The sequence below is a fragment of the Roseburia rectibacter genome (genome assembly GCF_014287515.2).
Classification (GTDB): domain Bacteria; phylum Bacillota; class Clostridia; order Lachnospirales; family Lachnospiraceae; genus Roseburia; species Roseburia rectibacter.
In genome coordinates, this window is sequence record NZ_CP092473.1 from 2,502,034 (window position 1) to 2,527,194 (window position 25,161).

At 43.0% G+C, this 25,161-nt stretch carries 22 protein-coding genes; 2 read left to right on the forward strand and 20 right to left on the reverse strand.

Annotation, left to right across the window (positions count from 1 at the left end; genetic code table 11):
- Window positions 1-192: 192 nt before the first annotated feature.
- From H8S51_RS11820 to H8S51_RS11915, 19 genes are all read right to left on the reverse strand, one after another.
- Entirely contained in the window at window positions 193-816 is a 624-nt protein-coding gene (locus tag H8S51_RS11820; RefSeq protein WP_186900163.1) for a hypothetical protein, read from the reverse strand.
- Window positions 817-1,074: a cysteine-rich small domain-containing protein gene (locus H8S51_RS11825; protein ID WP_117922106.1), complete on the reverse strand. Its 258-nt coding sequence runs from the start codon at window positions 1,072-1,074 to the stop codon at window positions 817-819.
- Between the two features lie 2 nt (window positions 1,075-1,076).
- Window positions 1,077-1,787 (reverse strand): precorrin-2 C(20)-methyltransferase, encoded by a 711-nt coding sequence (gene cobI, locus H8S51_RS11830; protein ID WP_186900162.1) that lies wholly within the window; start codon window positions 1,785-1,787, stop codon window positions 1,077-1,079.
- A gap of 66 nt (window positions 1,788-1,853) precedes the next feature.
- Window positions 1,854-3,320 (reverse strand): cobyrinate a,c-diamide synthase, encoded by a 1,467-nt coding sequence (locus tag H8S51_RS11835; protein ID WP_186900161.1) that lies wholly within the window; start codon window positions 3,318-3,320, stop codon window positions 1,854-1,856.
- Complete coding sequence (gene cobK / locus H8S51_RS11840) at window positions 3,317-5,359, reverse strand: precorrin-6A reductase (protein WP_186900160.1); 2,043 nt, start codon at window positions 5,357-5,359, stop codon at window positions 3,317-3,319. The genes H8S51_RS11835 and cobK overlap by 4 nt, the downstream gene beginning before the upstream one ends.
- Window positions 5,356-6,087 (reverse strand): precorrin-3B C(17)-methyltransferase, encoded by a 732-nt coding sequence (gene cobJ / locus H8S51_RS11845; RefSeq protein ID WP_186900159.1) that lies wholly within the window; start codon window positions 6,085-6,087, stop codon window positions 5,356-5,358. The genes cobK and cobJ overlap by 4 nt, the downstream gene beginning before the upstream one ends.
- Entirely contained in the window at window positions 6,077-7,327 is a 1,251-nt protein-coding gene (locus tag H8S51_RS11850; protein WP_186900158.1) for a cobalt-precorrin 5A hydrolase, read from the reverse strand. The genes cobJ and H8S51_RS11850 overlap by 11 nt, the downstream gene beginning before the upstream one ends.
- A 3-nt stretch (window positions 7,328-7,330) precedes the next feature.
- Window positions 7,331-8,089, reverse strand: coding sequence for a precorrin-4 C(11)-methyltransferase (cobM, locus tag H8S51_RS11855; protein ID WP_117922101.1), 759 nt, complete (start codon window positions 8,087-8,089; stop codon window positions 7,331-7,333).
- Window positions 8,086-9,222 (reverse strand): cobalt-precorrin-5B (C(1))-methyltransferase CbiD, encoded by a 1,137-nt coding sequence (gene cbiD / locus H8S51_RS11860; RefSeq protein WP_186900157.1) that lies wholly within the window; start codon window positions 9,220-9,222, stop codon window positions 8,086-8,088. Before cbiD ends, cobM begins: the two co-directional genes overlap by 4 nt.
- 53 nt (window positions 9,223-9,275) lie before the next feature.
- Window positions 9,276-11,084, reverse strand: coding sequence for a precorrin-8X methylmutase (locus H8S51_RS18300; protein ID WP_186900156.1), 1,809 nt, complete (start codon window positions 11,082-11,084; stop codon window positions 9,276-9,278).
- 301 nt (window positions 11,085-11,385) lie between these two features.
- On the reverse strand, window positions 11,386-11,739 hold the full coding sequence (locus tag H8S51_RS11875) for a cupin domain-containing protein (protein ID WP_117922098.1): 354 nt from the start codon (window positions 11,737-11,739) through the stop codon (window positions 11,386-11,388).
- Between the two features lie 21 nt (window positions 11,740-11,760).
- Window positions 11,761-12,939 carry an MFS transporter gene (locus tag H8S51_RS11880; protein WP_207724057.1) on the reverse strand — a complete coding sequence of 393 codons (1,179 nt, stop codon included), beginning with the start codon at window positions 12,937-12,939 and terminating at the stop codon, window positions 11,761-11,763.
- Between the two features lie 10 nt (window positions 12,940-12,949).
- Complete coding sequence (locus tag H8S51_RS11885; RefSeq protein ID WP_117922097.1) at window positions 12,950-13,957, reverse strand: TRAP transporter substrate-binding protein; 1,008 nt, start codon at window positions 13,955-13,957, stop codon at window positions 12,950-12,952.
- Window positions 13,958-14,785, reverse strand: coding sequence for a response regulator transcription factor (locus H8S51_RS11890; RefSeq protein ID WP_117922096.1), 828 nt, complete (start codon window positions 14,783-14,785; stop codon window positions 13,958-13,960).
- Window positions 14,757-16,274: a sensor histidine kinase gene (locus H8S51_RS11895; RefSeq protein WP_241070696.1), complete on the reverse strand. Its 1,518-nt coding sequence runs from the start codon at window positions 16,272-16,274 to the stop codon at window positions 14,757-14,759. Before H8S51_RS11895 ends, H8S51_RS11890 begins: the two co-directional genes overlap by 29 nt.
- A gap of 57 nt (window positions 16,275-16,331) precedes the next feature.
- Window positions 16,332-16,805: a YcxB family protein gene (locus H8S51_RS11900; RefSeq protein WP_117922094.1), complete on the reverse strand. Its 474-nt coding sequence runs from the start codon at window positions 16,803-16,805 to the stop codon at window positions 16,332-16,334.
- A gap of 24 nt (window positions 16,806-16,829) precedes the next feature.
- Complete coding sequence (locus tag H8S51_RS11905; protein ID WP_186900155.1) at window positions 16,830-18,134, reverse strand: TRAP transporter large permease; 1,305 nt, start codon at window positions 18,132-18,134, stop codon at window positions 16,830-16,832.
- Window positions 18,134-18,655, reverse strand: coding sequence for a TRAP transporter small permease (locus H8S51_RS11910; RefSeq protein WP_118210591.1), 522 nt, complete (start codon window positions 18,653-18,655; stop codon window positions 18,134-18,136). The genes H8S51_RS11905 and H8S51_RS11910 overlap by 1 nt, the downstream gene beginning before the upstream one ends.
- A 125-nt stretch (window positions 18,656-18,780) precedes the next feature.
- A complete protein-coding gene (locus tag H8S51_RS11915; protein ID WP_186900154.1) occupies window positions 18,781-19,911 on the reverse strand; it encodes a TRAP transporter substrate-binding protein in 1,131 nt (376 codons plus the stop codon).
- Window positions 19,912-20,217: 306 nt separating this feature from the next.
- Here H8S51_RS11915 and H8S51_RS11920 point away from each other — a divergent pair, with 306 nt between their 5' ends.
- Entirely contained in the window at window positions 20,218-21,033 is an 816-nt protein-coding gene (locus H8S51_RS11920; protein ID WP_117922090.1) for a MerR family transcriptional regulator, read from the forward strand.
- Window positions 21,034-21,108: 75 nt separating this feature from the next.
- Window positions 21,109-22,401, forward strand: a complete 1,293-nt coding sequence (locus H8S51_RS11925; protein WP_118210593.1) for an MATE family efflux transporter — start codon at window positions 21,109-21,111, stop codon at window positions 22,399-22,401.
- 1,044 nt (window positions 22,402-23,445) lie between these two features.
- On the opposite strand, the gene H8S51_RS11930 is transcribed toward H8S51_RS11925, so the two are convergent.
- Window positions 23,446-25,134, reverse strand: coding sequence for an ABC transporter ATP-binding protein (locus H8S51_RS11930; RefSeq protein WP_330646606.1), 1,689 nt, complete (start codon window positions 25,132-25,134; stop codon window positions 23,446-23,448).
- Between the last annotated feature and the right edge of the window lie 27 nt (window positions 25,135-25,161).

Genomic DNA, 25,161 nt, shown 5'->3' on the forward strand with positions numbered 1-25,161 from the left:
TTTGCGAATTTTACTCAAAATTTTGATATGTGCCACATTTTTTATCAGCCATTCATCCATTCGAAACTATGTTCGAATAAAGTAGAACTGACCAGGTAAACAAAAAAACACCCGTTTTTTCGGATGTTTTTTGAGATAATTGCCAAATTTTCAACTACATTTTTCATCTGTTTTTTATAAAAAACAATCTTTTTACTTTCGATAGATACATTCTTTGTTGCTGCAGGAGGCACAGATTCCTGTATGTTTTTCGCTGCATTTTTCTTTTCCACCAGAAAGTTCCACTAAAAATACTGCACTTTTTTTCGGCTCCATGCAGTATGCCTGATTGCAGATAACCCTTTTTTGTTTCATTCCAGACAGGAGCTTTACCATTTTTTCAAAAGAAAGTTCTTCTTCCGTACCAAAAAAGTGATAAGAACTAAGCCTCTGTTTCAAATGTGCCTCTGCCCATCTCTGAAACAGATCATAACCTTTTCGCAAAAGCTCCCAGCAGATCGTCTCCACTGCATATGCTTCTCTTAGGCAATCTGTGCTGCTATAGCGGTTTTGAAGCTCATCGACCCTGCCCCCAAGCGTAAATATTCCGATAGCATAGTTTTCTTCCCTGTGTAGACTGAGTATCTGCTCACACCTGTTCCTGCCCATGCAGTAAAATCCTTCCTCTCCGGCAAGACATTCGCGCAGTCTGTCAGCAACCGTCTCTAGCATTTCCATATCCTTTTTTTCATAATGATACTGCTTTATGATATCCATAAGGAAATTATATGTCAGTTCATTTTTCAGGTTTGTATGAATAAATTTTTCTTCTGTCACTTATCTTTCCGTCTCTGCTTTCTTTTTTAAGAACTGCATGATGATCTCATAATTTTCCGCTTTGTGTGGAAATGTACAGTTCATACAGGATTTGATGATTCTGCCTTTACTGTTAATATATTCCGGTTTCCCCGGACAGTGCTCTCTCTCATACAGAGGACAAAAACAGAACAGACAGTTCATCTCATCATTTTCTACTTCATGGCATGGATAATATCTGCACGCTCTGTTTTCAAAATAACGATAGGAATTTTCCAATTTTAATGCTCCTTTACGATCACAATGGTAAGATAACCTGATGTATCGTCTAACTGTCCGATCTCTCTGGTTACTTTTTCATTCATCATACCACAGTTTTCCACCGAATACACTTCCATCTGACCGCCTTTTTTCTGTTTTTGCAGCATCTGCTTTAATTCCCCTAATTTTTTTCCGGACTTCATATATATTCTGGTTCCTGAAAGTTCTGTCGTTTTTTCTATATCGTAGGAAGCCGGTATCACATGGATTTCTTCTTTGTTATCCGCTAACGATATTCCAAGCGCCCCTGCCGCCGCACAAAAAGATGGAACTCCGTTTATGATATGCGCCTCATAACCAACCTTTGCCACACGTTTATGGATATATTGGTAGGTAGAATAAATAGTCGGATCTCCGATTGTCAAAAAGGCTGCTTTTCTGCCCTCATCTAACAGTTTTTTTATTGTAAGATAAATCTGTTCATGTGCCGTGGCAAGCCTGTTCTCATCCTTTGTCATTGGAAACGGCATACATATAAGTTCTTTTTCTGCGATCTCCCTGCATGCCTCTTTCATGATCCCATAGGCAATACAATCCTCTTTGCTTTTTGCAGGAAGTATCACTGTATCGCACTCCCTGACAATCCGCACAGCCTTTAATGTGACAAGCTCCGGATCACCCGGACCGACACCAACGCCATAGAGAATACCTGTTTTTTCTGTATCTTTCACGGTTAAATCCCTCTCTTTTTCTTTTATTTTCCTATGACTGCTTTCACATATATAACAATAATCGCATTATGAACCGGTTACGCTGCCGGATGAGGACTTCTGTAATTTATAGTTTTTCGCTTTTTTCACAAAATTTTCTGCAAACTGCGGCGCAGACGGATAATAAAGATGTGGAAATCCCACAAAAATCGTTTTTTTATCAAAAATGCAATCATATTTTTTCCCGCTTACCGGTTTTAATGCCACACAGCCATCACCGTTTGCAGTGCTGTCGAAATAATGAAATTCATGCCCTTTTATACTGACATTTTCCGGCAGAAAATCTGCCTCTTTTTCTGTCAGTTCGATATATCCAAAGCGGACAAGTTTTCCTGTGTAAAAGCAGTCTCCCGGCACAACCCCCGCCATCTCATAAACATGGTGGGCTGTATCTTCCATTGTCCGGTGCAGATACATAAATCCGCCACATTCCGCAACGATCGGCATTTTACGTTCTGCCCTGTCTTTTATGTCTGCAAGCATCGTCTTGTTTTCCGATAATTCCTTTGCATAGAGTTCCGGATAACCACCTACAAGCAATAAAGCATTCGCTTCTTTCGGGACATAATCATCGTGCAATGGAGAAAAAAACACAATGTCAGCTCCAGCTCTTTCTAGTGTTTTTAAATTATCTTCATAATAAAAACAGAATGCCTCATCACGTGCCACCGCGATCACAGGTCTTTTCTCATTTTCCTGTGAACACGCTTTCTGATTACTGGAACTATTTTTTCCCAACATATCATTTTCTGCTGATTCGGATGTTTTCTCTGTCAACGCCCTGAATTCAGCATCCGGCAATTCTTCTGCACTCTCTGCGATTGCTATAAGTCTTTCTATATCAACCGTCTTTTCTAATATATCCGCTGTTTTTGACAGTTTTTCAGCCATCCTGTCTATTTCTTCCGGACGTTTCAGCCCCAAATGTCTGCTTTCTAACAAAATATCTTTCTGATTGGGAAAATATCCGAGAACGGCTGCCGGAAAACTTTTTTCGATCTCCGGCCGGATCGTCTCAAAAAAAGCTCCGGATGTCCGGTTTAAAATAATCCCCTTTATCAGGTGATTTGTATCATAAGCTAAAAAACCTGCGATCAGCGGAAGGATACTTCTACCCATCCCGTGCGCATCAATGACCAGAATGACAGGCGTATCTGTTACCGTTGCCAGATCATAAGCAGATCCTTCTTTCCGGATTCCCCCTAACCCATCATACAGTCCCATCACGCCTTCCATCACCGATATATCTGCATTTTTTGCAGACGTCATAAACAACTCTGCTGTCGTTTTATCCCCGGTAAAAAAAGTATCCAGATTTTTCGATGGTATTCCAAGTACCGTGCGGTGGAACATGGGATCGATATAATCCGGTCCACACTTAAATGCCTGCACTTTTTTTCCCTGTCTTTTTAAGATTTCAAGCAGTGCACAGGTGATCGTAGTCTTTCCGCTTCCGCTCCCTGTTGCACCGATCAGTATTCTTGGTGCCCTCATTGCTCCGCTCCTCCTGCAAAATAAAATGACAGGATAAATACCGGATTTTCTGCCTGCATCAGATGATAACGCCCTGCCTTTTTCGCCCTGCCAACAGACATCTGAATGATTTCTTCCTGTTCCACCGGAAATTCATTTAATATAGAAGAAACAGCTCCAACCGTCTCTAATGTTATCGCTGTCACCACCACACGCATACGTGGATTTTTCTGGTATAAATCCGTTAATATAGCCATTAAACTGCCATTGCTTCCGCCAATAAAAACATGTGTCGGAACCGGAAGATCTGCAAATACCAAAGGTGCCTCCCCTCGAATCACTTTTACATTGGAAAGTTCAAATTTTTCACAGTTCTTTTCGATCAATGAAGCTGCCTCCGGCTTTCGCTCGATCGCATAGACTGTAAGATTTTTCGATAACCTTGCCATTTCAACTGCGATCGAACCTGTCCCGCTTCCGATATCATAGACGACTGAATTTTCTTTCAGCCGCATTTTACAGATAGCGGTCTCTCTGACTTCCTCTTTTGTCATCGGAACCTTATCACGGCAGAATGCATCATCCGGCAGACCGTGAGTCAGGAATTTCCGGTCAGCGTCTTTTCCTGTTTCATGAATTTCTTTATTTTGGATCAGACAGGTAAAGAGTCCTTCGTCCGCAAGCTGTATACATTCTTCCGGCGATAAGGTTTTAATCTGTTCATCCGGATAAGAAAGTGCATACCCGACCGTCACAGCCGTTTCTTTTAATCCACAGTCCAAAAGTCTCTTTCCAATTTCACGGACATCCAAAACACCTGATGTGATAACGAACACTTTCCGGTTCGTCCTGACAGTCTCCATCAGAAGTTCCATATGATCTGTTCCGTGCAGACTGATGATTTTTGCATCCTGCCAGCTGTTACCGCTTCTAGCAGCCAGATAGGAAACGGAAGAAATCCCCGGACAGACAGATACTTCCATATCGCATCTTTCCTGCAATGCCTGTACCATTTTTTCTGCCCCGCTGTAAAACCCGGTATCACCGGAAAACAAAATAACAGCCTGTGGAACAGCTGTTTCCAGATATGGAAGAATATCTTTTGCCAGGTAATATGGTAGCCGTCTGGCAGATAAATTCCACTGCGCAGGCACAGCGTCCAACAGCCTTTTTGCCCCGAATAACAGATCTGCGCTTCTAATGCGCTCTGCCACTTCCTCCGTGATCAGTTTTGTATTCCCCATACCGATTCCGACGAGAGATACCTGCATCTTTTTTCTTCTGATCTCTTTCCCGGTCAGACGCTCAATCTCTTTTAAAATCTCCTCTAAATTTTCCTTCTGTTCTCCGTTTTCCGCCTCCGGGTTTTTGATCACATAAACGGAAACTCCTGCCTTTTTTGCAGCACTGATCTTCTCTGAAAATCCGCCTATCGCTCCACTCTCTTTTGTAACCATATGTGCGATCTGATACTGATGAAAAAGTGCCAGATTCATTTCTTCCGAAAATGGTCCCTGCATGGCAATAATCTGTTTTCCGGTAATACCATTCCGGTGACAGATCTCTATACTCTCCATTCCCGGAAGGACACGGACAAACAGACGTTTTTTTAATGTCTCATTTTCGCAATAACAATGCAGTTCCTTGCTGCCTGTGGTAAGTAAGATATTTCCGGTTGTCTGCTCAAGGGCACGGACACATTCCTGCTGCGACTTTGCATAGATCACATTGTTTTCTTCTCCGGCAGACTGTAATGTCCGTCTTAAACGGTAATATGGAAGTCTGACCTGTTCTGCCGCCTGCCTGATATTCGAAGAAACCAGAACCGCATAAGGATGTGTTGCATCAACTACTGCTGTATAGTCTCCATTTTGCATAAATTCTTTCATTTCATCTTCCGCAAGCCGTCCGGTATGAATATTCCGGTACTTTCCTTCGGTCATGACTTCATGCCCATATTCTGTGGCTACACAGACATCTGCACAGATTCCGGAAGCATCTAAAATGTCTGCTAACTGCCTTCCCTCTGTCGTACCGGAAAAAATCAAAATGCGTTTCATATGTGATATCCCCTTTTGGTGACGAGATGTCCGTCTATGATCTTTGTCTCCGAGTTGCCGATAAATACCGTTGTAAACATATTTACCTGACATTCTCTCAATTCTTTTAACGTGCACAGTTCCATTTTTGACTCGTCTCTTCCGATATTTTCCACATACCCGCACGGACGTGTCTCCTCGACTGTCTCTAACAGAATGTCGCAGGCGCGCATCAGATAATCTGCCCTTTTTCTGCTCGACGGATTATAGACCGCAATCGCAAAATCCCCGTCTGCCGCCGCTCTTAATCGTTTTTCTATCTTTTCCCACGGTGTTAAAAGATCACTTAAACTGATCACACAAAAATCATGGTTTAACGGTGCACCAAGACATGCTGCGCCGCTTAACGCAGCGGTAACGCCCGGCACAACACAAAGTTCACAGTCCGGGTAGTTTTCCCCGATCTCATACATCAAAGATGCCATTCCGTAAACTCCGGCATCCCCACTGCAGATCAAGGCAACTTTTTTTCCTTCTTCTGCCTTTTCAAAACAAAGAATGCAGCGCTCACGTTCCTGTTTCATCGGTGTGGACAACTGCTCTTTTCCGGCAAATGCCTCTCCTAATAATTTTAAATAAACCTGATATCCGATGATCGTATCACAGGACATCAATGTCTCGTATGCCTGCATCGTCATCATAGACTCCTCACCTGGTCCCATTCCAACAATATATATTTTATGTTTCATCAAATCTTACACTCCATTCCCGCTCCGCTATTGCGAGCGTCATTCCGTCTTTTGCTTTCTTTCTGAGCAGTAATCTGCCCCGTAATAGCACTTTTTTCTGATTTTCACTACCGTCACAGCATACCTTTGGTTCTTCTTTCTGGCATGCCGCAAGCGCTGCACGCTCACAGACATTGTCCACACCGACTGTCTGTGAAACAAATTCTGAACTGCTAAAAAAACCCGGTATTTCTTTTAAAACCTCTTTCGGATATGCCAGAAAATCCAACCCGTATTTTTCTGCAAATTGCAAAAAACCCGGTTCTTCTTTTTTCAGATCAATTGTGGCAAGCGCATTGACTGCCTGTATAGCTATCTGCTCCTGTTCTAATGTCTCTAATACAAACTGCTCAATCTCCTCACAGGATTTTCCCCTCTTGCAGCCCATACCAAGGATGATGGAACGTGGAACCAGCCAGAGTGGCTCTGTATGTGCTTTAACTTCCAACTGTTCATCCATAACCTGATTTAGGAGAAGTTTTTTTACCGGATATCTTGCAGATATTATAACATCCGGCACTATCAGATTTTCTTCCTCACATATTTTCATAGCCGGTAAAATGACCGAATCCGGTACATTTCCCTCGATTTTTCCATCTGTCAGCATCACGATCTTTTTTCCATCAAGCACCTTCGATGAGACTGCTGCGATCTGTGCTTTATTCTGTATCAAAAGCCCATTTTCTTTTGCAAAAACATCCACCGCAAATGCATGATTGACATCGGTTGCTGTCGTGATGACAGGCACTGCACCGATCCTATCTGCAAGCAGTCTTGCAAGATTATTTGCCCCACCGTAATGTCCGGATAAAACCGGGATAACAAACTGCCCTGCCTCATCTACGACCAGAACCGGAATATCCGTAAGTTTATCACGTAAAGACGGTGCCATGGCACGTACCGCAATTCCACATGCACCGATCCAGATGACCGCTGTTTTGTTTCCTTTTCTATTCTGTTCGAAGCGTGCACGCATCCAGTCGTAGATTGTTTCTTTGACGTAAACCTGATTTTTCCATCCGGCAGCATTTTGTTCCTGTTTTTGCCAGATCTTTCTCTCTGCATCTGCCAGATTCTGATATTTTCCATATTTTGTATACAAGTGGACTTCGTAATCTTCCTGCTCAACAAGAATTTCATCCCGTATCTTTTCCGAGAGTCTTATCCCGCGCCCGGTAAAACTCATGATATCGATCTGCATGTATTACTCCTTCTTTTTCCGGAATTCTGTTTCAAAATCCGGTGCATACAGTTTCGAACGTGTACACCGTTCTTTTGCAAGAATATCTCCAACCAAAACCAGTGCCGTTTTTGTGATATGATGCTCTTTCGCAACCTGCGGTAATGTCTCGACCGTACATAAATATGCTTCCTCTTCCGGCCAGCTTGCCTTATACACTAACGCTGCCGGGGTATCTTCCGTATACCCCCCCGCCACAAGACGTCTGGAAAGCTCCTCTAACATTCCGGTACTTAAGTAAATCGCCATGGATGCCTGATGTGCTGCAAAACTCTCAATGCTTTCTTTTTCCGGTACCGCTGTTTTTCCTGCCATACGGGTAATGATAAGACTCTGTGAAACCTCCGGCAGTGTATATTCAATCTGTAAGGATGCTGCAGCGCCAAAGCAGGCAGAAACTCCCGGACAGCTCTCATAAGGAATCCCCAGTTCATCCAGCCAGTCCATCTGCTCTCTGACTGCCCCATAAAGACTCGGCTCTCCGGTATGAAGACGCACCAGCATTTTTTCTTCTGCCTGTGCCTTTTTCATCACATCTATGACTTCCTCCAGTGTCATTTTTGCACTGTTATAAACCTCACACCCCTCCCCGGTATAGGAAAGTAACTCCGGGTTTACCAGTGATCCCGCATAGATCACTACATCTGCTTTTTCTAACAGCCGCATTCCACGCACTGTAATAAGGTCTGCTGCTCCACAGCCGGCACCTACAAAATATATCATTGCTTCTCCTCCTTCAGTCTCCCGATCAATTCTGCTGCTCCGTCACTTTCTCCAAGTCCTCCATGCTCGTTCGAATATAAAATACACTCAACCACGATCTTCCCTGCTGCTCTTTTATTCAGGTAAAACATGATCTTTTGCATGATAAGTTTCATCGTCTGTTCGCAAAGCCCAGCATTTTTTAATACATTGACTGCCTCTTCCGTTGTCACGCAGGAAAGGATCTGACATGCTGTATCCGCATCCGCTCCTGCTAACAGGGCAGATGATGCGATCAGCTCCATCCGGCCGTCTCCTTCCCTTGAATGTGTATTCATGATTCCTCCGGCGACCTTTACCAGCTTGCCGATATGCCCGGTCAGAAGCATGGCTTTAAATCCATTTTCCACTGCCATGTCGATCGTATCTCCGATAAAATTGCTGCATTTCACACTTTTATCCAGATCATAACCGTAAGTCCGTTTCATATAATCAAGTCCATAATTTCCCGGTGAGACTGCTACGATGGAATTTCCTAACGCACGTTTCTGTTTTAATTCCACACGGATCGTCTCAAGCAGCGCCCTGCTGCTCATCGGCTCCACAATGCCGCTCGTTCCAAGAATCGAGAGCCCTCCTGTGATGCCAAGTCTCGGATTAAATGTCTGCGACGCAAGTTCTTCCCCTTCCGGCACAGAAATTTCAACCAGAATATCTGCCCATTCATCCGTGAGCGCACAGACTTCCCTCACCTCTTTTTCGATCATCTCCCGCGGCACATGATTGATGGCTGCATTTCCGACCGGCTGGTCTAATCCCGGTTTTGTGACACGCCCGACACCGTATCCCCCATCGATCACGATCTTCTGTGAATGCGCAGACTTCCCTTTTTGCTGCATGTCACTGTCAATCCTTGAAACAGTTGCCACGATATGTGCCCCTGTCGTAATATCAGGATCGTCTCCACCATCCTTTATTACTGCACAGCTTACTTCTGTTTCACCTCGTCTTATGTCTGTGATCGCAGCATGATAACGGATTCCTTTTGGTGTCTCGATCTCTATCTCATTTTTTATTTTTCCGGTAAACAACATATATGCTGCCGCCTTTGCTGCTGCTGCCGCACAGCTTCCGGTTGTAAATCCATAGCGCATGGGGTTCTCCTTTTTCTTTTACAAGAATCTTCGTGATATCAGGCGAAAATCTATCAATCCACCTTTTTCACTGCATCCTCCCGCCGCACTTCATATAACAATGCATTACAGATCGCAGCAGCCACATTGCTGCCTCCTTTTCTTCCCCGGTTCACGATACACGGCACATTGGTGTGCAGGATCATTTCTTTTGCCACCTCCACATTGACGAATCCAACCGGAACTCCGATGATAAATGCAGGACGGTAAATTCCGTCACTGATCAGTTCATATAAACGTATCAGTGCTGTCGGGGCATTTCCCACAGCAAAAACGACCGGCTTGTCCAGTTTTGCCGCATGTTCCATGGAAATAACTGCCCGCGTCACCCTGCGCTCTTTTGCCTCTTTTGCAACCTCTTCATCTGCCATAAAACAATGTGCCATACCACCATATGTTTCAAGTACTTTTTTATTGATGCCGGATAATGCCATGTTTGTATCCGTCACGATATCCGCACCGTTTCGGATCAGGCTCTTTGCAACTGCAACCGCATTTTCTGAAAAGGTAAGTGTATCTGCATATCCGAAGTCCGCGCTCGTATGGATCACACGTTTGGTCACCGGCTCCTGTTCTTCCAGGATCACAATTCCCCGCTCCGCCAGTTCTTTTGTGATGATCGCAAAACTGCGACCCTCGATATCTCCGGGCAGCACAAATTCTACCGCGCCTGTTTTGTGCACCAGTTGGGCTGTTGCTCCGGTTTTGCCGATGCACTCCTGCCCTTTTACTCTGTCATTTCGTTCTTCTGACTTCTCTTTCATCAGGTCAATACGCTCTGCTGCCTGTGCATTTTCATGAATTTCCCTTAACACCTCTGCAAACATCCGGTTCTGTTCTTCTGATTTTACCGCGATCCGGTAATAACCTCTCTGTAACCCCCGGAAATTACTGCAGTCACGGATCAGAATACCGCGCTGTAAAAATAACTCATACAGCGGCATTTCACTGTAAAATAACAGATAGTCTGCATCGGAATCAAACACACTGCATCCCGCCGCCTGTAATTCTTCAAGCAAAAACTGCCGCTGCGTCTGAATACATACTACCGCACGCGCAATATATTCCTGCTCTTTTATTGCAGCGACTCCCGCTCTCTGGGCGAATACCGACAGATTCCACTCCGGTAACTGCAACCGGATCTTTTCTGCTAAATTCTGCTCACAAACCAGATATCCCAGCCGCACCCCCGGTATCGCATATAATTTGGTAAATGCACGTATCACGACTACATTTGGAAATTCATCCAGCCGTTTTAAAAAAGAATATGTCTGTTCTTTCCCGGTCAGTTCCATAAAACATTCATCTAACACCAGCGTAATGTCACACTGTCTGCATTTTTCTGCAATTTGAAAAATCAGTTCCGGTTCAACGAGATTTCCGACCGGATTATTGGGATTTGCCAGAAATACCAGAGAAATATTCTCATCTAACACATCCAATATGCGGTCGGTCAGACAGAAATTTTCTTCTTTTTTCATCTCATAAAAGATAACTTCGCAGTCTATTGCTTTTGCTGCCTCTTCATATCCCAAAAAAGAAGGTACCGGGATCAGTATTTTTGATGGTTTTATGGCATGTAAAACGGCATGGAACAATTCTGATGCACCATTTCCAAACACAAGCTGTTCTTTTCGCACCTGTAACTGCTCTGTGACTGCAGCGCTAAGTGCCTGTGCTCTGATATCCGGGTAGTTTTCTGCTTCCTCCACTGCCTGATGAAGTGCTTCTTTCACCGGATCTGGCATTCCAAGCGGGTTGGTGTTCACCGAAAAATCCAGTCTTATCTGATTGCGGTATATGTCTCCTCCGTGGTACTGCATTCCTTTATTTCTCACTTTCTGTAGTCTGTTCTTTTATTTTCGGACATTAGATGATCTGTCATTTCAAAAATTCAGATATATCATTCGTATTCAGAGTATAACACAAAGTGCCGTCTGTACACAATTTTTTGTGTTACAGACGGCACCTGCTAATGATTTTTTATACATTCCATACACCTTAAATCATTTCTTTATTATAACTTCGTTTTCCGTTGATATATTCTGCATATGCTTTTTATTTCCATGACTACTATTTCACTTACTCATAGCAACCGTACTTAATCATTTTGTGTGCGGATTGTCAATCTTTATCCTGCACAAACTCTTCCCGCATCGGTGTAAAGATGTCTAAAAGGATTCCCTCTTTTAAACATACACAGCCATGCTCAATCGAATCTCTCTTTAGCAGTGCATCTCCCGGATTTACGATCTTCTTTTCACCATTGATCGTAAATTCAAACTGACCTGACACCACATATGTGATCTGGGTATGCGGATGATGATGCAGCGCACCAATGGCTCCTTTTTCAAAATGATTTTCCACACACATCAGCTCATCGGCATATGCTAATATTTTACGCTTTACGCCTTCTCCACAAACTTCTGATTCAATTTCGCTGTTAAAGTTCCAGATCTGATTTTTTTTGGTTTTCATAGAAAAGTCCCCCTTTTTGATTTAAGAATTTGCTGATTTTTGTTTTTTTAAGTACCGCACCAGTGCTAAGATGCAGACCATATCAATAAATACAACCACCACGATCGAACCCATTCCATAAAAAATACCTGCTGTCTCTGCGATCTTACCAATGATAGACGGCATCACGATGGAACCGATACTTGCGGTTGTCAGAATAAAGCTCCATGCGATTGGATATTTTTCAATGAGATTTCCGGCAAAGGAAACGGTCGTCGGATAAATTCCTGCCATGCTGTAACCAAATCCCATAATACCGATCACGATCCATACCGTACTGCGGCTGAATAAAAGTAAAAAGAAAAAGCATACGAGTCCGATTCCCATAATTGGCAGCAGTTTTTCTTTTTGCATTCTGGTGGAAAGCCACGCTGTGGTCAGACGCCCTGCTAAAATCATCACCCATAACACGCTCGCTGTCATCTGGGATAAAGATGCCGGCAGGAATCCGGTATCTTTAAAATATGTGATCATCCATCCGATAACTCCCTGCTCTGCACAGAGATAGAAAAATAATGTTGCAACGCATAAATAAAACAGTGGTTCCGAAAAGAACCCAAAGTTTCCACCTTTTTTCTCTTTCTCCACCCGGTCATTTTCCATCGGGATCATCGCATACAAAATCCAGCTTAAAACGCCCATTGCAAGCATAAAATAACATGCCACGATCCAGCCGGATTCTCCGCTTCCTGTAAACAGTGTCAGAAGGATCGGGAACAAAAAAGCTCCGACAGAAAACATTGCATGCAGTCCATTGATCGTCCATGCTTTTCCCGGTGCCAGACTGTTGATCGCCGTATTGCAGAAATTACTTGTCGCACCTCTGGCAACTCCGGTCAGGAAAAATGCCAGTGCAATGCACCAGTTATGATTTCCAAAAATGATCAAAAGATAGGAAAGTGCAAAAAATGCATTAAAAAATAAAATACTCTTTTTTCTTCCGATGGCAACCGGCAGTAATCCGGCTGCAAAACTCGAAACAAGATTTCCGACAGAATGCAGACTGACGATCAGACCACAAAATGCATAATCAAGTCCTCTTGCATCCCTGATAAAAGGAAGCAGTGAGCCGATGGAAAGTGCTAACATTCCATTCAGCAAAAATACACTATAATTGCATAAAAACTGTTTCTTTTTTATTTTATCCTGTAAAAAATCCATCCGTTCATCCTCACTTATTATTTTGTGCAATGATCTGTTCGATCACATCCATATAGTCTGCACAGTATTTTTCATACACTCCCATGACAGCTTCCTGAAAACGCTTTTTTTCTGCCGCAGATAGTTCTACTACTTCCACACCCTGTTTCAATGCCAGCTCCTTTGAATCCGCTTCGCGTTCCGTCCAGAGTTTTCTCTCATACAATGCTGATTCTTTTGCACAATCTAAGATCATCTTCTGATCATCTTCCGAAAGTTTATTCCATGTATTTTTCGAACATATCTGCATTTCCGGCACCCGGTTGTGCTCATCAACCGTATAATATTTTGCCACCTCATAGTGATTCATCGCCTCATAGGAAGGCCAGTTATTCTCTGCCCCATCCACCGTTCCACGCTCTAATGCAGAATATACATCAGCATATGGGATCGGCAGTGCCGTTGCGCCAAGTGCCTCTACCATATCTACCATCACTTCCGATTCCTGTACACGGATACGCATGCCTGCCATATCCTCAAGACAGGTGATCGGTTTTTTTGAATTATAAAAATTTCTTGCACCCGCATCATACCAGGAAAGTCCGACCAGTTCACTTTCATCCGTCGCAGCAAGAAAAGCATCTCCGATCTCACCATCAAGAACTTTCCACATATGATCAGAATTTGTATACAGATATGGCATCTGCAAAACATTTAATTCTGGAATATATTCTGCCAGCTGCGAAAGGGATACTCGCGCAAAATCGATCCCACCATACTGTATCTGTGCAATCACATCGCTCTCTGTGCCAAGCGCCCCTTCCGCCTGAACTAAGATCTGTATTCTTCCATTACTTCTCTTTTCTACCAGCTTTGCAAACTCTTTCGCCCCCAGTGTTGTCGGATAATCCTCCGTCTGGTTCTCTGCATAAGAAAAAACAAATTCCGGTTCTCTCTCTTGTACCAGCATATGATGGCACAACAATCCTGCTGCAAGAACCACCGCCGCAGACAAAATAAAGATTCCTCTTTTTTTCATTTATCCTAATCCTCCGACAGCATTTCCCGTCTCCATCTGCTTTAAGACCTCCATCCGGTACTCTGTAGGCGTGCTTCCCACGGCACGTTTAAACACTTTAGCAAAATAATTCGAATCCCGGTATCCGACATTCGTGCTGATATCTTTTACATTGATACGGACATCGGCAAGCAGCTGCTTTGCCTGCTCCATCCGGAACTCGGTCAGATATACAATAAAACTCTTATCGAAACACTGCTTGAATATCTTACAGAAATACGCATCAGAATAATTCATTTCTTCTGCAACACTCTGCAGGGAAATATCTTCTTTATAATGCATACTGATATACTGTCTGATATTTTCTGCCACAGCACTCATTCTGATATTGCCGCTTTCCGGCTGGATATCTTTCTTTTTTTCCTGTTTTTTCGGTAAAATCTCTTTTCTATCTTCCCGCAATCCGTCTGTTCTCTCATTTAACAGCCGTATCGCTTCCTCTAGCACTGTAACCAGTTCCTCTTCAGTTCCCGGTTTCAGCAGATAATCCAGGGCATGTACCGAAATTGCGCGTTTTGCATAATTAAATTCATCAAATGCTGTCAGGAAAATAATGCTGCAGTCCCTGTTTTTTTCCCGGATCTGCCCTGCTGCCTCTAAACCATTCACACCAGGCATCTCAATGTCAAGCAATGCGATCTGACAGTCTTTTTCTGTAAAAAACTTTGCTGCCTCCCTGCCATTTACTGCTTCCACAACTTCTAACTGTCCGGAAAAATATTTTTTTATCGTTCTTGCGACGATCATTCTCTCTATCGGTTCATCGTCCGCCACCAACACACGGTACATCTTCTTCTCCCACTTCCTTATGTCTGATCTGTATTTTTATGACAGTCCCGGCATCTTTCCTGCTGTAAACTTCCACATTTCCATCCTGATACATTGCATGTATCCTCCGGTAAATATTTCCAAGTCCGATTCCAGTCTTTCCATCTTCTTTTGCCAGTTCTCTGCGCAGATGCATAAGCAGCTCATCATCCATACCCAGTCCATCGTCTCCAATCGTAATGAATATAAATTCTCCCTGCTGCCAGATATGTATCCGCACGGTTCCGCCTTCTTCCTTTTTGGAAAGTCCATGAATAATGGCATTTTCCACAAGCGGCTGAAACGTAAATGCCGGAACAATGACTTTATCCGCATCCACACGGCAGATCTTCTGATACGAGATACGCTCTCCAAACCGCATCTGCTGCAGATACATATAATCTTCTACAATTTTTAATTCCTGCGACAGACACACTTCCGTTTCCTGATTTTTCAGGTTATACCGGAAAAGCGCAGATAATGCACGGATCATTTTTTCGGTCGTTGCAGCCTCTTCTAAACATGCCATTCCACCGATCACATTTAATGTATTAAACAGAAAATGCGGGTTGATCTGGCTTTTTAACAGTTCGAGTTTGGTCATCTCCAATCGCTTTTCTGTCTCTAGTTTTTCCAATTCTTCCTCATGTAAGAGATCTAACGTCTTTCGTTTTTCTTCCAGTGCCTGAATATATTCTCCTGTCGCATATTTCATTTTATTGAATGCATGAACCAACTCCCCAAGCTCATCTTTATTGTCTACTTTTACGTCCTCTATAAAGAAATCATTTGCTGCGATTTTCTGTGATGCACGCACCAGCTTAAAAATGGGCGACATGATCGTTTCTTTCATCAACGAAGCCATTTCCGCAATTCCAAATAACAGCAAAAGTCCGGCAAATATAACTACCATCGGTACGCTGATTAATGTCGGTACTTTTTTCTGATAGGAGATATCCCCCTCCTCGATCGTACAGTTCATCAGTATCCCGGCATACTGTCCTAAGTATTTCTGCATATCATAAACTTCGTAGAGTCTGCTGACATAATCTGTCACATTGTCTTCCATGGAAAGAATCGCATCTCTTTTCGTACAGTAAACTTCATAACTGCTGCGGATCGACCATGTTTTTGCATAACGGAGTTCTCCGACCTTACGGTACTGAAATGGCAGATCATAAACAGCATTTTTTGTCCGTTTCATGGCACGGTCTAACTCTTCTTTTTTCTCTGCATCCGGATTTCTCATATAACTTTCAAACAGCGTACTCTCCTGCTCTAATGCCTGAATCAGTTCGCTGCACTTTGCATTATCCTGTAAAATACCGTTAAAATCGACCAGTGAAAAACGAACAACCCAGACATTAAAAACAACGGAAAGCAGGATGGTCAGACAGACCATCCCGGTAAACACTGCTATTTTCTTTTGAATGGTAAGCTCCTGCCACCATAATTTTATCCTTTTCTTCAAGCTGTTGTCCCATCCTGCTTTTTTATCCGCTTCGCTGCTATAGCAAGCCTGTATTTTTTAATTAGCTGCTGCGATCTTTTCTTTTGCAAATGTATAAAATTCTTCTTTCTGTGCTCCTAAAATACGGTTTGTAAGCATATATCCATGTCTTGCATCAGAAAAAACGATCATCATGCCAGGTTCTTTTGACACCCGCAGCTTTCTCCAGCCAATGCTCTCTTTCTCTTTTCCCACTGTCACATGGAGTCCTGCATCATCAAATGAAAGATTCACATCTTTTGGCATTGTTTTTGCCTGACCTTTCGCTTTCAGGTAGATTGCAATCGGCTGAACCACAGGAAACAGCAGACATCCAAAGAGCATCAGCATCTGCATCAGATCTCCGGAGCTTTTGAAAAATTTTGCTGTAAATAAAATCATCGCCACCGTAAAGACCATGTTACAGACTCCTGCCACCGAACGGTAAGTCCGGCTCATTGTTAATTTAAAGAAGTCTCCTGCAGTTACTTCGCTCTTAAACTGGTATGTCATGCCAATCCCCCTATCATTTCAAACTCATCCGCCGTAGCCGCCTAATACTCTCGGTAACAGAAGGCTGACTTCCGGAACGAATGTGAGTAACAGTAATACAATAATCATACATACATAGAATGGAAGTGTTGCCTTTACGACACGTTCCATTTTTACACCACTGACTGCGGAACCGATGAATAATACGGAACCAACCGGCGGTGTCAAAAGACCAATACCACAGTTTAATACCATGATAATACCGAACTGTACCGGATCAATACCGATGGAAGTTGCGATCGGCAGTAAGATCGGTGTTGCGATCAGGATAATCGGCGCCATATCCATGATACAGCCAAGGAATAAAAGAATCAAGTCAATCAACAGTGCAATTACGATCGGGTTTGTAGAAAATCCTACGATTGCATTTGCTACCATATCAGGTACATGTAATGTGGTCAGGCAGTAACCGAAGATACTGGAAGTTGCAATCAGGATCAATACGATCGATAACGTATCAATGCACTGCTCTAAACATTTCCATACACCTTTCCAGTTGAGGCCTTTATAAATATACACACTGACGATCAAACTATAAAATACTGCGATTGCTGCTGATTCAGTTGCAGTAAACCATCCGGCTACTACACCGACAACTACGATAACAACGGCTGCGAGTGCCCAGATAGAAACTCCGATCTGTTTTAATAATGCTTTAAAGCTGAATTTTTCTCCCTTCGGATAATGTCTCTTCTTAGAAATAATATAAGAACCTACCATCAGGGAAACTGCAAGCAATGCACCTGGCAGATAACCAGCAAGGAAAAGGCTTCCTACGGAAATACCACCTGCTGACATTGCATAGATAACCATGTTGTGACTTGGAGGAACTAAAAGTCCTTCACAGGAAGAAGTAATTGTTACTGCGGTAGAAAAATCATCATCATATCCCTGGTCTACCATCATAGGGATCATGATACTTCCGATGGAAGCGGTATCAGCCGATGCAGATCCGGAAATTCCACCAAAGAAATAAGATGCTACGATATTTACCATTGCCATACCGCCTGTCATCCATCCAACACAGGCATTGGCAAGTGCGATCAGTTTTTCTGAAATACCACCGGTACCCATCAGTACACCCATCGTGATAAAGAATGGTACTGCCATCAAACTGAAAGAACTGATTCCTTTTACCATCTGCTGACAGATCGTAGTAAGCGGTAATCCCTGTGTCAGTAAGCAAAGCAGTGATGACAATGCAACTGCATATGCAATTGGAAATCTAAGGAGTATCATTACTAAAAAGCTGATCAGCAATACTGCGATTGCAATTCCTTGTGCGCTCATTATTTATCCTCCTTTACAAAAATTCCTTTGATATGGTTATAAACTGCTTCAATCTCAAATACCACCATTGCAATTCCTGCAAGTGGAATCGGGAAATACATCCAGAATTTTGAAACACTTGGCATACTTACATAATTTCCTTTTGCACCGATCTGGACTGCATAGGAAAAGCCAACTGTGATCATTATCACACCAAGGATCAATACTGCTACATCTGCAAAAATATCCAGTGCACGGATCACAGATTTTGGCAGATACTGATCAAATGCTGTCATACGGATATGTGCATTTCTTCTTATTGCAAGTGCTGCAGATAATACTGCCATATAAGACATCAGTGTCAGAACGACTTCCTCACTCCATGCCGGATCCGGCACAAACGAAACGTATCTTCCGACAACGCAGACACTTGTGATCACAAGATCTGCCGTCAGCAATAATTTACATATGAATAAAACGACCTTATATGTAATGTCATATGCCGGTTTTATTTTATCAATGGTCTGAAAAAATTTTGGCATAAACTATCTTCCTCCTTTAAAATAATTCCTTTTTCTTTAGAAAAGGAGCACAGAGAGCAGGTATTCTCTCTGTGCTCCTTTGGTACATCACATCAGACTCTGTGTGTCCGATCACATTTTTTTAATTAGTTTGCCATATCAAGGATCTTCTGATATAACTCTTTGTTATCTTTTGTTGCTTCTTCAATAACATCTTTACAAGCATCCTGCCATGGTTTGATGTCATCTACTTCAATAACGTTGCATCCGTCTGCTTTTAACTCGTCTAAGATCTTGTTCTCTGTCTCTTCAGAAATCTTACGGTTGTACTGGGACGCATACTCACCAGCCTCTGTTAATACATCCTGCTGTTCCGGTGTTAATTTATCCCATGCTTCATCTGTGATGACTACCTGGATTGCTCCTAATGTATGTCCGTCTAAGATAATGTTGTTTGCAACTTCCGGGAATGCATTTGCCTGATAGTTTGCGATCGGCTGCTCTGCTGCATCAACAACGCCTGTCTGTAATGCGGAATATAACTCACCCATGGCAACAACGGTCGGGTTTGCTCCAAGTGCTTCAACCATACCTGTCATGATCGGGTCATTTGATACACGGATCTTCATTCCTGCAAGATCTTCCATTCCGGAGATCGGTTTCACGGTAAAGAAATGACGGAAACCTTCTTCTCCGTAGAACAGTCCGCGGATACCGCTTCCGTTCTCATGCGGCTCAAGCAAAAATTCCTGTGCCAGATCAGATGTTGCGAAGTTCCAGAAATGATCTCTGTTTACAAATGTGAATGGTACGGATAAAAGGCTGGATTTTTCTCCGCCATAGCTTGTCAGTGCGAATGCAGAGATACGAGCCATATCAATCGTGCCGCCTCCGCCAAGCATGGTATCTAAGACATCTGACTCAGCTCCTAATACACCGTTTGCCTGGATATCGATTGTGATGCTTCCGCCGGAAAGCTCTTCTACTTTGTCTTTGAATGCGGTAGCTGTCTGTCCAACAATGGTTCCCTCTAACGGGTTAACCTCAGCATATACAAGTGTCACTGCCGGTCCAACCGGTTCTGTTGCGCTATCGCCTGTGGATGCTGCTTCTGTCGTTGTGTCTGCTGCTTCTGCATCTGATGTACCTGCATCCGATGTTGCTGCATTTGTTGTTCCGCTGTTGCCTGTCGCTGTGTTCGGTGACTGTAAGCCACACGCTGTCATGGAAAATACCATTGCTGCACATACGATTGCAGATAAAACTTTTTTCTTCATAAGAAACCCTCCTGTAATTGGTTGATATATTTGCTGCGCTGCCCCTCTTTGCCGCTGCAACTTTATGTATTTATTATAAGAGGAATTTTTAACAAAGAAAACCGTATTATTTTTACATTGTTAGCACATTCTTAACATTCTTTAGAATTTATTAATATTTTTTTGATACTTTTGTACAGTATATATACATTTTTTCTATTTTTATATGTAGAACTAAACAAAAAAACCACAATCCGCAGGTCGCCTTGCAGACACCTCATAATTTTGTTATGCTCCTTACAAACCATGCAGCATGGAGGTACAAAATTGAAAGAAGAATATTACCAGATCGGTGAGGTCAGCAAAATCACCGGTATTTCCAAAGATACGTTACATTTTTATACGAAGGCAGGTCTCGTGACACCCGACTATATCAACCCTGACAATCATTACCATTATTATTCCCGCTGGAACATGTATCAGCTTGATATCATTACCACCTGCAGGAATCTTGGCATACCGCTCGATAAAGTACGACAGATCATTTCCTCGAAAGATAACGATAAAGTTGTTCATCTTCTGATGGAATACCGCAAAGAAGCCTTACGTTTAAGCGAATATTATGCGCAGGTTGCAGACGATATCCTCTGGTATGATTCCGAAAATGAACATATCAAAGCCCAGACCCCGTCACATAAAATCCAGGTCAGATATCTAGAACAGGAAACGGTCATCGCCGGAAGCCTGACACGCGAGGATTCTTCCTACCATGCCAATCTGCAGGAGGTCTTAAAGCAGGAATTTCAACAAACACATTTTGTCCGTAGAAAATACGGATACTTTCTGGATCCGGACCGTCTTTTACAAAATGATCTCCTCAAATGCCGGGAATACATGAAACTGCCGAACGGGGATTACTCTTCTATCAACCCCGAACACCTCTATACACTTCCCGCCGGGGATTATGCAGTATTTACCGTTCAGATTCAGGATGAGACTGCTGACTTTTCGCCACTGCTTGATTTTCTTTCATCAGAGGGCTTTACGACCGACATCGTGTTTGCCGAGGAAATCGGTTTTCAGCTTTTTAAATATATCCATAATTATTATTGTGAGATCAAAGCTCATCTGATAAAAAAATAATTTTTCTCTTGACCGTGTAGTTACTCCATGCTTTAGAATGTTCCTCGAAATACATGACATGCGAGGAACATTCCTATGGATATGGAACATACATCAATTCCAAAACTCTTATTAAAATTATCGCCACCGGTAATGCTGGCACTGCTGATACAGTCGATCTACAATATTGTGGACAGTTTTTTTGTGGCAAAATATTCTGCAGTCGGATTGACTGCTTTATCCATCATATATCCGATCCAGCTTTTAATGGTAGCACTCGCCACCGGAACAGGTGCCGGTGTCAATATTTTAATTTCAAGGTTAGACGGACTGGGAAGATCAAAAGAACAGCATCAGGTCATCAAAAGCGGACTTTTGCTTACGCTCTTTCATTTTCTTATTTTCGCTGTGGCCGGGACTATGCTAGCTGAATTTTATTTTCAGATTTCTACAGATAACCTTGCGGTTGCAAAGGATGGAATTATTTATACAAAAATTATTTTTATCGGTTCTCTCGGGCTTTTTGTTGAATCCATCTGTACCAAGATTTTACAGGCAAGAGGAAACATGGTCATCCCAATGATCGCCCAGATAACCGGTTCCCTGTTAAATATCATACTTGATCTTTTTCTTATTTTCGGACTTACCGGTTTTCCAGAACTTGGCATTGCAGGCGCTGCCATCGCAACCGTGATCGGACAGTGGGCAGCCATGTTTATTACACTGATCGCTGTTATACGGAAATATTCTCTTCGCGGCAGGTTTCAGATATCTGTCTGTAAACAGATCTACCAGAATGGCATTGGCTCCATTGTGACGCAGTCGCTTTTTACACTTTATATTGTAGGTCTTAATATGATTTTAAAGGGATTTACCGAAGATGCCGTGACGGTGCTTGGCATTTATTATAAGATACAGTCTTTCTTTTTTATTCCGCTGCTTGGATTTCAGCAGGTGCTGCTTCCGCTTATCAGCTACAATTACGGTGCCGGTAAAATATCACGCACAAAAGATATTTTGAAATTCGCATCCATCGTTTCTTGCTGCATTATGACGGTTGCAACTATGATCTTTTTTGCCTTTCCGCACCTTTTGATAGCAATTTTCTCCACCAGTCCTGCACTGTTAAACATCGGCAGTTATGCGCTGCGTGTTATCTCGATCAGCTTTATTTTTGCAGGACTTACTATTGTTATCACTTCATATCTGCAGGGAATTGCCCGTATGCAGGCAAGCATCTTTATCATTGTGCTGCGGCAGGTGTTTTTGCTGGTGCCATTGGCATGGGTGCTTCATTTTTGGGGACTTAACGCAGTCTGGTGGACATTTCCGCTGACGGAAGTGATCGCATGCGTGGCAGGGATCATCTGTGTGAAAATGTTTCGTTAACTGCCTGACAAATGCTGGTTTGCGGGTGACATGAGTTTCCTCGTGTAGGGTGGTTCCGGGGGTTTTCGATTGGCAAATTGCATCAAGCCGGGACTGTTTTGTTCCGTTGTCCGAAAATAAGAAAGTCTAAGTATGCCTGATTTATATTGTGGCGGAGTGACGTGTGCGTCCTAAATGTGCCGTCCGGGCACATTAGGACTTGTGCTGCCGTCCATGGCAGCACAACACTGTATTGTGAACAGGCATACAAAGACTTTCTAATTTTCTCCCAAAGTCACAAAACGAGTCCTGGCTTGATGCAATTTGCCAGCCGCAAGGTTGTGAACCACCCTTCGCCGGGGAACTCATTTTACAACCTTGAGGGACGTAAATTTTTAGTGTTTTTATGTCTGAATCTGTTTAAAAAAATATTTCCAAATAACTATGTATAATAGATTATTATTGGTTTGATAATACTGGAAAACCTCAATGTATCCCGTTATGCCTACTTTTATTGCCATACACATTTGAAAAATATTCTGTGTTATTTTGTCTGACAATTTACGAAACAATTCATGTAGTACAATGTAGCAGATGAAACTTCAGACAAGTCATCAGGCTGAATATCAATGATACAGCACATTAGGATTTTAAGCATATTTCCATTCGTGCGAATATCAAAAATTCACACCCGCGCCCCCATTTTGAGATGAACCGCCCACCCAAATGGTGTTCACAACCTGACGATTGGCATCTTGCGCAAAGCCGAAGCTAATTTTGTGACTTTGGGAGAAAATTAGAAAATCTTAGTATGCCTGTCTACACACAGTGATGTTCTGCCACGGATGGCAGAACAAGGCGGCATCGAGTCATGGATGACTCGTTGTTGCCGTTCACGTCACTCCACCATAACTTGAATCAGGCATACCTAGACTTTTCTTATTTTCGGACAACGGAACCAAAATTAACTCCGGCTTTGCGCAAGACGCCACTCACAGACCTGCGACACACCATTGGGACGGGCGATTTATTTCATAAACAAACCAGCATTGGGCGGGTTGTTTATCAGATTTCAATCACTCTGCCCGTTGTCGCATTCACTCTATGCGAGATAGATATCACAGTCCGGTTCTCACTGACACGTTTTAACGCCTGCAAAACCTCTTTTTCTGTCTGTGCATCCAGATTTGCTGTGATCTCATCTAAAAGAAGCAGTTTCGGTTTTGCCGCCGCTGCGCGGGCGATCGACAAAAGCTGCCATTGCCCCTGCGAGAAAATTCCATCCGAACACGGTGTATCATACCCATGTTCTAAGCTCATGATCGTATCATCAAGTCCTGTCATTTTTGCAGCCGCACGGACATCCTCCATGGTAATAGACGGATCATACAGTGTGATCTGCTCTTTTACAGTTCCCGGAACCATATGGAAAGACTGCTCTACATAGCCGAAAAGGTGACGTTTTTCTGTGTCCGGGATATCTTTTGCCGGCTTTCCCTGAATTTGTACACTGCCGGTCTTTGGTTCATATAGTCCTAACAGCAGCTTAAATATCGTACTTTTTCCTGCACCGGTGCGACCGGAAAGTGTGACCTGTTCTCCTTCTTTCACCTCAAAACTAAGGTTATCTATCACATTTTGTTCTTCATAGGCAAATGTTACATTTTCAAAACTTACAAAAGACGTATCTGCTTTTTGCAGATTTTCTTTTATGTATCCTGTTTTGTCCGGAAGTTCTTCCAGACTGAAAAATTCATTGATCCTATGCACGCCTGCTATCGCGGACTGTATCGTCTGGATTTCCATACCAAGACTCTCCACCGGGGAAAATATCTGTGAAATATAATTCATGACAGCAACTGCTGTACCGGCTGACATTCCAAACAGATTTAATACGTTTGCATTGCCGGACGCTGAAAGTAACATAACAACTGCCACAACCACGGCATTTAAGATCAAAATAACCGGAGAATAGATCGCATCATAAAAATTTGTCCGCTCCATGGCACGGTAACTTTCCCCGATATAAGTGTCATAACACTCTGCCATATAGTTTTCCCTGCCAAGATTACGGATTGTTCTTATATTGTGAAGCGTCTGAGGCACATGACCCGATGCACGGCTTACGGCACGCCGGTTCTCGATCTGCGCTGCCAGCATATTTTTCTGCACAATGCGCGTAAACCAGAACAGAAATGGCAGCAATACCACCAGTACAATGGCAAGTCCGCGGTTTTTAAACCAGATGACTGCAAGAATACTGATGATCTTGCACGCGTCCGCAAACATACTGATGATCCCTGATGTAAACAGATTTTCTACCGTATCAACATCCCCTACAAATCGGGAAACCACCGCTCCAGGCTCCTGATGTATCAGTGCATCCGCTGTCAGAACTGTATATTTATCCATCAGACTGCTTCTGAGTGCGTGCGTGATCTTTTGTCCAAACACAACTAACAGTCCCTCTCTTGAACTTTCCAGCAATCCTGTGAGCAAAGTAAAACCAAAATATAATAAAATAAGGTAAAATGATACTGCATTTCCCGCTGTCATACTATCTATGATATTTCCAAGAATAAGCGGTGGCAGGAGTGCTGTCAGAATTGCACCAACAACTGCACACACAATTCCGATAGAAAGCCATTTTTGTTTTTTTATCGTCCGAAGCATCACGCTTCCTACATTTTTACTGCCATGTGTTTTACTTTGTGTCTCGCTATGCATCCCGCATATCCCCTTTCTCCGCTGCATTTCTCTGCTCCGGCTCATTTCTGTCTA

Excerpts from the sequence above, each read along its gene's own strand:
- H8S51_RS11835 (WP_186900161.1), bottom strand. The coding sequence starts at position 3,320 with ATGAGGGCACCAAGAATACTGATCGGTGCAACAGGGAGCGGAAGCGGA.
- cobK (WP_186900160.1), bottom strand. The coding sequence starts at position 5,359 with ATGAAACGCATTTTGATTTTTTCCGGTACGACAGAGGGAAGGCAGTTA.
- cobJ (WP_186900159.1), bottom strand. The coding sequence starts at position 6,087 with ATGAAACATAAAATATATATTGTTGGAATGGGACCAGGTGAGGAGTCT.
- H8S51_RS11850 (WP_186900158.1), bottom strand. The coding sequence starts at position 7,327 with ATGCAGATCGATATCATGAGTTTTACCGGGCGCGGGATAAGACTCTCG.
- cobM (WP_117922101.1), bottom strand. The coding sequence starts at position 8,089 with ATGATATATTTTGTAGGTGCCGGCTGTGGAGCAGCAGACCTTATTACA.
- cbiD (WP_186900157.1), bottom strand. The coding sequence starts at position 9,222 with ATGCGCTATGGATTTACAACCGGAAGCTGTGCGGCAGCAGCAGCAAAG.
- H8S51_RS18300 (WP_186900156.1), bottom strand. The coding sequence starts at position 11,084 with ATGCAGTACCACGGAGGAGACATATACCGCAATCAGATAAGACTGGAT.
- H8S51_RS11875 (WP_117922098.1), bottom strand. The coding sequence starts at position 11,739 with ATGAAAACCAAAAAAAATCAGATCTGGAACTTTAACAGCGAAATTGAA.
- H8S51_RS11880 (WP_207724057.1), bottom strand. The coding sequence starts at position 12,939 with ATGGATTTTTTACAGGATAAAATAAAAAAGAAACAGTTTTTATGCAAT.
- H8S51_RS11885 (WP_117922097.1), bottom strand. The coding sequence starts at position 13,957 with ATGAAAAAAAGAGGAATCTTTATTTTGTCTGCGGCGGTGGTTCTTGCA.
- H8S51_RS11890 (WP_117922096.1), bottom strand. The coding sequence starts at position 14,785 with ATGTACCGTGTGTTGGTGGCGGACGATGAACCGATAGAGAGAATGATC.
- H8S51_RS11900 (WP_117922094.1), bottom strand. The coding sequence starts at position 16,805 with ATGACATACCAGTTTAAGAGCGAAGTAACTGCAGGAGACTTCTTTAAA.
- H8S51_RS11905 (WP_186900155.1), bottom strand. The coding sequence starts at position 18,134 with ATGAGCGCACAAGGAATTGCAATCGCAGTATTGCTGATCAGCTTTTTA.
- H8S51_RS11910 (WP_118210591.1), bottom strand. The coding sequence starts at position 18,655 with ATGCCAAAATTTTTTCAGACCATTGATAAAATAAAACCGGCATATGAC.
- H8S51_RS11915 (WP_186900154.1), bottom strand. The coding sequence starts at position 19,911 with ATGAAGAAAAAAGTTTTATCTGCAATCGTATGTGCAGCAATGGTATTT.
- H8S51_RS11925 (WP_118210593.1), top strand. The coding sequence starts at position 21,109 with ATGGATATGGAACATACATCAATTCCAAAACTCTTATTAAAATTATCG.
- H8S51_RS11930 (WP_330646606.1), bottom strand. The coding sequence starts at position 25,134 with ATGCAGCGGAGAAAGGGGATATGCGGGATGCATAGCGAGACACAAAGT.